The following is a 255-nucleotide window of genomic DNA, read 5'->3' on the forward strand; positions in this document are numbered from 1 at the left end:
AACATAATGGGGAAGTTGATGACCATTATGCCCCTACCTGTTTTCGTGAACACAGCTATAAGTACGACAGCTATGATAAACGTTATGGTGCCCTCAAGTATGTTCGACCAGAAGCCCATTGCCGGGAATGCCCCTTAAAAAATGCGGGGCTGTGTCAAAAAGTCTATAAGGTAAAACAAATGGATGATGCCAGAAAGTACAATCATCCCGCAAGAGGCACACAAGCTTGGCAGCGTATCTACAATGAGCGAAGCA

At 45.1% G+C, this 255-nt stretch carries 1 pseudogene; it reads left to right on the forward strand.

Annotated elements, in window-relative coordinates:
* Positions 1 to 255, forward strand: a pseudogene (locus tag ACYQ4S_RS12740) (transposase); the annotation flags it as partial.

This window comes from Alkalibacterium sp. s-m-28 (assembly GCF_054658175.1).